Raw genomic sequence first — 8,099 nt, 5'->3', positions numbered from 1 at the left:
AATAATTACCAAAACCATGCAGCCAAATTTAAAGCAACTTCATCAAAGCGCAATACACTCCCTAAACCAAGGTAAAATAGAGCAAGCACACAAAGCCCTAGTGGAGTTAGTTACACTCAAACCAGACTTTGCTGATGGGTATTTTTTGTTAGCTATGGTTAATTTAACTGTTGGGCAAATACACAAAGCAATAAAGCTCATCGAAAAAGCTCTTACCCTTGGCCAAAGTATTGAATACACCGCGCAACTTGCTAAATGTTACGCACTTACTGGCGAATTACAAAAAGCAAAAAACACCGCACTATCGGTGCCATTAAAACAAATAACTAAAGCCCTTGATGCCGACACACTTGGCGTTGCACTTACTCAAGCAGGCATTCACGAACACGCACTTAACTACTTTGAGCGCGCTATTAAACTGGCTACAGCGGCTAACAAAGCTCAATCCCCGTTTTATTATAACTACGGTGTAAGCGCTAAGTTTTTAGGGCTATTTGATAAAGCCCAACACGCTTTTGAAAATGCCATAGCGCTTAACCCGCTGCATCATCAAAGTCATTTTGCATTAAGTGATTTAACTAAAGTAAGTAAGCAAAACAACCATATTGAACGCTTAAAAAACGTGTTTGAGCAAGTAACACACCCCGATGCAAAATTGCATATAGGCCATGCACTCGCAAAAGAGTATCAAGATACTGGTGAATATTCAGAGGCTTTTAACGCGTTAGAGCAAGGTAAAGTAGCAAAACGTGCTGTGCAGCCGTTTGATCATAAAAGCTCAACTGAGTTATTTGAACATATTAAACGCTTAAGTGAACAGCACACACAAGCGCTAACACAGGGTAACCCAACGGCCGAACCTATTTTTGTATTAGGTATGCCCCGCTCTGGCACCACATTAGTTGAGCGTATTTTATCGAGCCACAGCGACGTGCAATCAGCCGGTGAATTACAAGACTTTGGCCTAAGCGTTAAAAAGCTAAGCCAAACACAAACACCTCACGTGCTCGACACTCAAACGCTCAGTAAAGCCTACGAGCTTGATTTTAATCAACTTGGGTCAACCTATTTAAACGCAACACGCGTAATAACAGGCAGCCATAAGCACTTTATAGATAAACTCCCGTTTAACTTTTTTTATATCGACTTAATAACCAAAGCACTGCCAAACGCCAAAATAATTTGTATGCTGCGCGACCCAATGGACACCTGTATTGGCAACTATCGCCAGTTATTCACCATTAATAACCCCTACTACGCGTACTCGCTCGATTTACTCGACACCGCTAAATTTTACAGCCGTTTTTACAAACTAATGCAGCACTTTAGCGCCCTGCACAGCAATATAAAATTAGTAAAATACGAAGAGTTAGTCGCACAGCCCGAGCAGCAAATAAAAGACTTAGTGAGCTTTTGTAACCTCGAATGGCAAGAACAGTGTATAGACTTTCACTTAAACACCGCACCGGTTTCTACCGCAAGCAAGGTGCAAGTACGCCAACCACTTAACAATAAAGCAATTGGCCGCTGGAAAGCGTTTAAGCCGAATACTGATGAAATTGAAGATTACTTTTTAAAGCAAAACATCAGTTTTGAGTAAAAGTTTTATAGCTTAGGAGTTAGGTGTGTGAACCAAGAATAACCCGCTTGTGCAAGTGTAGGTCGGATAAGCGAAGCGCCATCCGACACAGTAAAACACCTGGCCAATTATTATCAATATTTTATGTTGTCGAGTGAATAGAGAGTGCCAATAGCGAACCTTCAAGGCGTAAATCTGAAACTCTGTTGGGTGGCGCCTTCGGCTTAACCAACCTACCTTTTGACGTAGGTCGGATAAGTGGCGAAGCCACGTCATCCGACAAAAATGATGAATTGACTAGCAACAACACGACTTACCGCGTTTATGTTGTCGAGTGGCCAGAAAGTGCCATAAACTGAAAGTGGCAAAAGGCAAGACGCGACCCCATTATCACTGCTTGATTAAAAGTGTAAATGAGTCAAACGAACAAAGTGTTACTGCACTTATAACCTTGATAGACGTTGATTTACAACAAGGACAAACAGCGCACTCATATTATGGGACCTATATTAACGTTAATAATAGATTTTAATGCACTTTGTAACTTTTCATTTAACGGTTTCGGGTAGACTTCAATTAAAGAAACGGAGTCACATTTCTGAAAACTACAAAATGGTATAATGGCGTCTACAAAGGCAGTAATGACTGACGCTTGATCAAAGTTATGCTGCTCAAAGTTATGTTGCTCAAAATATAGTGATTTAATCTCTAAATGAGATGTTTTTCTATGCACTTTACAATCCATACGACCAACAAATTCACCGCGATAAAGTAGCGGTAAGCAAAAGTAACCATACTGTCGTTTCACTGCAGGAACATAACATTCTAGTTGATAGTTATATTGAAAAAGCAACTTGAGCCGATCACGTTGAATGACACTATTATCGAATGGCGAAAGGATCAACATTCGGTTATTCAGACGGGGAAGGGGCCGTTCAATCGCCTCGGTTTCCACTAACAATATTTCACCGCTACTCATTTGCACTTGTTGTAAAATGTTTTGCACTAATCGTTCATCTACCAAGTTTTTCACTGCGTTGCGCAATTCGTTATCTCGACGTAAATAAGTCAAGCCTTTAAGTGAGGTAACCCCCAAGCAGCGGAACTGTTGATCGACAATGTGCGTGGCCAACTCATCCATACTGGGCATTTTTAAGTTTACCTCAGAAGGTAATACCCGTTCAGTTAGATCATACGTTTTTTGGAAACCTTCTCGGTTACTAACCATCAGGTCACCTTCCATATACAACTGTTCAAGTGCCTTTTTCGCAGGTTTCCAATCCCACCAACCTGCACGCTTTGTAGCATTTGACTCTAAATCTCGAGATCGCAACGGACCGTCGATACGTATGCGAGTTAATAATTCTTGCATCAGCTTGCTATCACGCTCTTTATGCCAATGAATTTGACCATTTTTAATCGCGTGTTTGTAAGGTAATGAGAAGCGAAAATCTTTAATCGGTAAAAAAGCGGCAGCGTGAGACCAGTACTCAAAAATGTCTTTATTGAGTAATAACTGATTGGTCATAGCGGGTTTGAAATTAGGTACTCTAGAGTTAAGAATATGATGATGAGCACGCTCTACCACCGAAATAGCATCAATCTGTACGTAACCAATATGGTTAATTGCATTACACGCACCAGCCAAACCACTGCCAAAAGCTTGTGTTTGTAGCAAACCTTGTGCTGACAGGGCAAGGCGGCGTAAACGCGCTAGCTCTTGAGGGTGTTTAATTTTAATCATATTTTCCTAAGAGATAATTAACGAGTATCCGTGCAACGTGTAAACCTAAACCTATTTTAAGGGGTTTGGTTTAAACCGAGCTCTTTTTGTTTTTTCTTTGTCAGGCCTAATGAAACAAGCCGATAAGACTCTTTAAGGTAATATGATAAGTCGTTATCAGTATCATCGTTGCTTTCGTAGTGTTGTATCCATTTCATTCCACGAGAAGCAAAATACGGTGCAGGCTTATAGCCAGGTATTTCACTGAGAAAATGAAAATTCAGTTCAGATGTTTTAAAAATAAAGGCTGGTTTATCACCTTCTCCCAACCCTCCTCCCAATCCGCCGATAGCAAAAACCTTTCCGCCGACTTTCCATACATGAGAGTTATGCCATTGGACCACATATGAGGTTGCTTCTAATGCGCGACAGAAATCATTAAATTCTTTATAGTTCATATTGTCGATCTTCGTTTGTATAGTCTATTGGCTATAGAGCCCATTATATGGACTTATAAATATATGAGCTCGCTTTATATTTTAGCGATAACGCGCATATAACCTACTGGCTAAAAATACGCCAATAAGCATTTCAAACCATGCGATTGGGACCAAAGTAACTGCCATTTCCCACGTTCCTAATCCTGAGTTTACAGACCCTATCCAAAAAACACCCAGCGTTGCCATGCAAGTAACAGTGGCTGATATAACGATCGATTTTACATTCTGACCAAAGCTTTGAGCGCACAACCAGTAAATAAATACCAAGGTACTCGCCAGTATCGTGTCCCATATTCCCCATATCAATGCATTACTGACAGCCATTGGTCCAACGACTAACTTTCCGGCATAGAAGGCCTCCATCATAGGAAACGCGACTAAAATAGCTCTTGCTACCTCGGCAACGTGGATCCAAATACTCGTTAGTAACATAACGACGATAAATTGCTTAAATTTTAATGTGTTATTCATAAATATCGTGTCTATTCTGATTTTTTATGGCTAATTAAAAGATAGATTCTGTAATGCATGCAACAATCTAAATTATTGAACTAAGAGTAACCAAAAATAGAATTCAAAGCATGATCAAGGACTGACTTTAATTCATCTTCAACCAGACCTACTTTTGCTTGAACAGCCAGCCCATAACTTACTGATAAAAGATAGTTAGTCAGTTTTTGAGCTGTTTGGCCTTGGGGCATATCCGTCTTCGCAATGCCAGACGCGAATAAACCTGTCAATGTTTGCTGAGTTTCTGTTCCTAATTTCTTCATATAAACAACCGCATCTTCTGGAAACGCAACACTATCTGATTCATTAACACTCTTTACAAGCAAACATCCACGGGGCGTTTCATCGCTGGTGAATAGCTCAATAAGTCCATAGAAACAAGCTTGTAACCGCGCTTTTAATGTTGCATCTGAGGGCTCTACTAGGTGTCTGTAGTTAACTTCTACATATTGTTTTTGATAATGTGCCAAAGCATCTTTGAACAATTGCTCTTTATTGACAAACGTTCCGTACAAACTCGACGTATTAATGCCAAGTTCAGAAGAAAGATTAGCAACAGAAGTACCCGAGAACCCATTGGCCCAAAATAACCGCATCGCTTTATCTAAAACGACTTCTTTATCAAACGCTCTTTTTCGTCCTGCTTTCACTCTGTGGCCCTTAAAAATAATATTAATTAACTCTATTTTGAAGCAGTCACTTCAAAATGTCAATTCGCCCTATTGACATTACAAAGTGATCGCTTCACAATTAACTCAATTCTGAAGCGATCGCTTCATAAGTATAAAATAAGTGAACTAAAAATGTTTAAAAAATTCGTACAAATTACTGCTCTATTCAACTTTCCAATCGCACTAGGCATGATTATTTCAGCGCTGATGGCACCTCAAGCAGACACGTTAATTATCACGGTGGTATTGGGCGTATCTTTTATGCTTATGGGCGCTGCGTTACTTTGGGCTACTTCAGACATTAAAACCCGTGCCCCTCTTATTGTTTGGAACGGATTGGTAAGAATGGTCGGCTTTATCATTGTTACATATGCCGCTTCATTAGGCTTGGCACCAAAGATCTTTGTCTATATTTCTGTCATGGATCTTATTACCGCCTTTGTTTACATCATTGGCAGTATGCGAGCATCCGAGCAGCCCTTTAAATCCCTATTTTTAGGCAAAACTCAGTAACTTATAAATTAATAATTTTAGCATTGATAACATTAACTTAAATAAACTACTTTTCAGGAGAAATATTATGACGATTAAAGCATTAAGAACACCAGAAGAAAGATTCTCTGTATTACCGGCCTTTCCTTACCAACCTAACTACATTGATGATTTAGCTGGTTTTGAGTCTTTACGCATGGCCTACATCGACGAGGGTGATTCCTCATCTGAAAACACTTTTTTATGTTTACACGGTGAGCCTTCATGGAGCTACTTATATAGAAAAATGCTTCCTATATTTACGGGCGCTGGTCATCGTGTTGTTGCGCCTGATTTGTTTGGCTTTGGTCGTTCAGATAAACCCGTTGATGAATCGGTTTATACCTTTGATTTTCACCGTGATAGTTTAATGCGATTAATTGAACGCCTTGATCTGAAAAATATTACGTTGGTCTGTCAAGACTGGGGCGGAATTCTAGGGTTAACAATCCCAATGGATATGCAAGATCGATTCAAAAATTTGATTGTTATGAACACGGCAATATCGGTGGGTGAAACCGCCCCTGAAGGGTTTTATCAGTGGCGAGATTTCTGCGCAAATGCCCCTGAAATACCAGTCGGTGGTTTATTTGCCTGTGACGCAGGGCCAGCCGTATCTGTGATGGATGTTATAGCTTACGATGCGCCATTTCCAGATAACAGCTATAAAGCAGGCGTAAGACGCTTTCCCGCCATGGTGCCTGTCGAGCCAACGATGGATGGTGTTGAGCACGGAAAACGCGCAAGAGAGTTTTGGTCAAAAGACTGGAACGGTCAAAGTTTCATGGCGATAGGCATGAAAGATACAGCTTTAGGCGAAGGCCCAATGGAGTACTTAAGAAGCTTTATTAAAGGCTGCCCTGAGCCCTTAAAAATTGCAGAAGCAGGACACTTTGTTCAAGAATACGGTGTTGAAATTGCAGAAAAAGCGCTTGTTCACTTAGAAATGAATAATAAATAGGCTATATCCAATGAATACAAATATAGAAAATAAAGTGATTGTTATAACGGGTGCAAGCAGTGGTTTAGGTGAAGCAACTGCGCGTTTTCTGGCTCAAAAAGGTGCTAAAGTCGTATTGGGTGCGCGTCGTAGTGAAAAACTAGCAGCTATCGTAAATGATATTCGTGCTGAGGGTGGCGAAGCTGAATATGTCACGATGGATGTCACCAAATCCGATCAGGTTAAAATGCTTGTCGACAAGGCGATTGAGACTTTTGGACGCTTAGATGTCATGGTCAATAATGCCGGCTTGATGTCAATTGCTCCGATGGCTGAGGTTAAGGTTGATGAATGGGATCGCATGGTCGACATTAATATCAAAGGGGTACTTTACGGTATCGCCGCTGCACTTCCCGTGTTTACCAAACAAAATAGTGGTCACTTTATTAATCTCGCTTCCGTTGCTGCACATAAAGTTTCACCGGGTTCGGCTGTCTATAGCGGTACAAAATTTGCGGTTAAAGCGATAACAGAAGGATTGAGAGCGGAAGTGGGTGGCAATATACGTACAACGCTATTATCACCTGGCTTAATTGATTCTGAATTAAAATTCGGTAGTTCGGATGAAGCCACCTCTCAATTTGTTCAAGATATTTATAAAGTCGCTATTCCAGCGTTATCTATTGCTAAAGCTGTCGCCTATGCGATTGAACAACCAGATGATGTCGATATTAACGAAATTATTATCAGACCAACAATTCAAGACTTCTAATCTAATGTGAGTTGATCCTGCCTTTTTTGTATTTTGTTTGGCAGGTCAACGTGAAACAGTTGCTTTAAAAGGTATAAAAAATGAAAAAAACACTCATTATTGGCGCTAATGGCCAGATTGGTAAAATAGTGGTTGAGTTGCTTCACAATCAGGATCGCCCAGTGCTCGCAATGGTTCGTAGCAAACAACAAGCTGAGAAGTTAGAAAATATGGGTGTAGAGGCTGTTGTTGGCGATCTTGAAACTGATTTTGAACACGCTTTTAAGGACTGCGATAAAGTAGTATTTAGTGCAGGTTCTGGCGGTAATACAGGCGACGATAAAACACTTCTAATAGATTTATGGGCAGCAAAAAAAGCAGTTGATTATTCTTTAAAGGAAGGTATACAACATTTTGTAATGGTAAGTGGTTTAGGCGCACAAGACCCTGACGAATTTGAATCAGAAATAAAACCCTATTTGGTGGCAAAGTATTTTGCCGATCAGTACCTATTATCCAGTGGCCTAAATTACACCATTCTTAGACCGGGACTCCTTACTAATGATAAAGGCAACGGGCTCATAACAACCACGCGTTCGACTTCTACGAATGATTTATTCATTAGCAGAGAAGATGTCGCTAAATCAATAGAGTATTACATTAATCGTGACGAAGTCAGTAACCAGATATTTGAACTTTATCATGGTAATGAAGTAATTAGCTCGGCATTAACCGCTAGCAATTAATTTATAACCAACGATTCGCTAACCACTATAAAATAATATATTAGCGAAAGAAGCTATTAATATTAGAGTTTTAAATAATATGCAAAACTACCTTCAAGAAATAGAAACAATCACTTCTAAAGCAGGTGAAACCGTTCCTTTACAAAGA

At 40.0% G+C, this 8,099-nt stretch carries 9 protein-coding genes; 5 read left to right on the top strand and 4 right to left on the bottom strand.

What is annotated here, in order from left to right; genetic code table 11:
* Positions 1-16 precede the first annotated feature (16 nt).
* Positions 17-1,600, top strand: coding sequence for a sulfotransferase (locus tag GQR46_RS12735; RefSeq protein ID WP_165741147.1), 1,584 nt, complete (start codon positions 17-19; stop codon positions 1,598-1,600).
* Between the two features lie 469 nt (positions 1,601-2,069).
* On the opposite strand, the gene GQR46_RS12730 is transcribed toward GQR46_RS12735, so the two are convergent.
* The 4 genes from GQR46_RS12730 to GQR46_RS12715 form a co-directional block, all read right to left on the bottom strand.
* Positions 2,070-3,323 carry a crosslink repair DNA glycosylase YcaQ family protein gene (locus GQR46_RS12730; RefSeq protein ID WP_165741146.1) on the bottom strand — a complete coding sequence of 418 codons (1,254 nt, stop codon included), beginning with the start codon at positions 3,321-3,323 and terminating at the stop codon, positions 2,070-2,072.
* A 56-nt stretch (positions 3,324-3,379) separates the two neighbouring features.
* A complete protein-coding gene (locus GQR46_RS12725; protein ID WP_165728946.1) occupies positions 3,380-3,760 on the bottom strand; it encodes an MmcQ/YjbR family DNA-binding protein in 381 nt (126 codons plus the stop codon).
* A gap of 81 nt (positions 3,761-3,841) precedes the next feature.
* A complete protein-coding gene (locus GQR46_RS12720) occupies positions 3,842-4,273 on the bottom strand; it encodes a hypothetical protein (RefSeq protein ID WP_165728947.1) in 432 nt (143 codons plus the stop codon).
* A gap of 80 nt (positions 4,274-4,353) precedes the next feature.
* A complete protein-coding gene (locus GQR46_RS12715) occupies positions 4,354-4,962 on the bottom strand; it encodes a TetR/AcrR family transcriptional regulator (protein ID WP_165728948.1) in 609 nt (202 codons plus the stop codon).
* A gap of 153 nt (positions 4,963-5,115) precedes the next feature.
* Between GQR46_RS12715 and GQR46_RS12710 the strand changes: the two genes are divergently transcribed.
* The 4 genes from GQR46_RS12710 (at position 5,116) to GQR46_RS12695 (ending at position 7,951) form a co-directional block, all read left to right on the top strand.
* Entirely contained in the window at positions 5,116-5,496 is a 381-nt protein-coding gene (locus GQR46_RS12710) for a hypothetical protein (RefSeq protein WP_165728949.1), read from the top strand.
* A 67-nt stretch (positions 5,497-5,563) separates the two neighbouring features.
* Complete coding sequence (locus tag GQR46_RS12705; RefSeq protein ID WP_110924242.1) at positions 5,564-6,475, top strand: haloalkane dehalogenase; 912 nt, start codon at positions 5,564-5,566, stop codon at positions 6,473-6,475.
* A gap of 10 nt (positions 6,476-6,485) precedes the next feature.
* The gene (locus tag GQR46_RS12700) at positions 6,486-7,226 is read left to right on the top strand and encodes an SDR family oxidoreductase (protein WP_165728950.1); all 741 of its coding nucleotides are present in this window, start codon (positions 6,486-6,488) and stop codon (positions 7,224-7,226) included.
* Between the two features lie 80 nt (positions 7,227-7,306).
* On the top strand, positions 7,307-7,951 hold the full coding sequence (locus GQR46_RS12695) for an SDR family oxidoreductase (RefSeq protein WP_165741145.1): 645 nt from the start codon (positions 7,307-7,309) through the stop codon (positions 7,949-7,951).
* Positions 7,952-8,099 lie beyond the last annotated feature (148 nt).

The sequence above is a fragment of the Pseudoalteromonas sp. Z1A6 genome (assembly GCF_011378745.1).
Lineage (GTDB): Bacteria > Pseudomonadota > Gammaproteobacteria > Enterobacterales > Alteromonadaceae > Pseudoalteromonas > Pseudoalteromonas arctica.
The sequence above is the reverse complement of the archived record's forward strand: the minus strand, read 5'-3'. Positions and strand labels throughout refer to the sequence as shown.

Coding starts and splice junctions, on each gene's coding strand:
- GQR46_RS12735 (WP_165741147.1), top strand. CDS start 17: ATGCAGCCAAATTTAAAGCAACTTCATCAAAGCGCAATACACTCCCTA.
- GQR46_RS12730 (WP_165741146.1), bottom strand. CDS start 3,323: ATGATTAAAATTAAACACCCTCAAGAGCTAGCGCGTTTACGCCGCCTT.
- GQR46_RS12725 (WP_165728946.1), bottom strand. CDS start 3,760: ATGAACTATAAAGAATTTAATGATTTCTGTCGCGCATTAGAAGCAACC.
- GQR46_RS12720 (WP_165728947.1), bottom strand. CDS start 4,273: ATGAATAACACATTAAAATTTAAGCAATTTATCGTCGTTATGTTACTA.
- GQR46_RS12710 (WP_165728949.1), top strand. CDS start 5,116: ATGTTTAAAAAATTCGTACAAATTACTGCTCTATTCAACTTTCCAATC.
- GQR46_RS12705 (WP_110924242.1), top strand. CDS start 5,564: ATGACGATTAAAGCATTAAGAACACCAGAAGAAAGATTCTCTGTATTA.
- GQR46_RS12700 (WP_165728950.1), top strand. CDS start 6,486: ATGAATACAAATATAGAAAATAAAGTGATTGTTATAACGGGTGCAAGC.
- GQR46_RS12695 (WP_165741145.1), top strand. CDS start 7,307: ATGAAAAAAACACTCATTATTGGCGCTAATGGCCAGATTGGTAAAATA.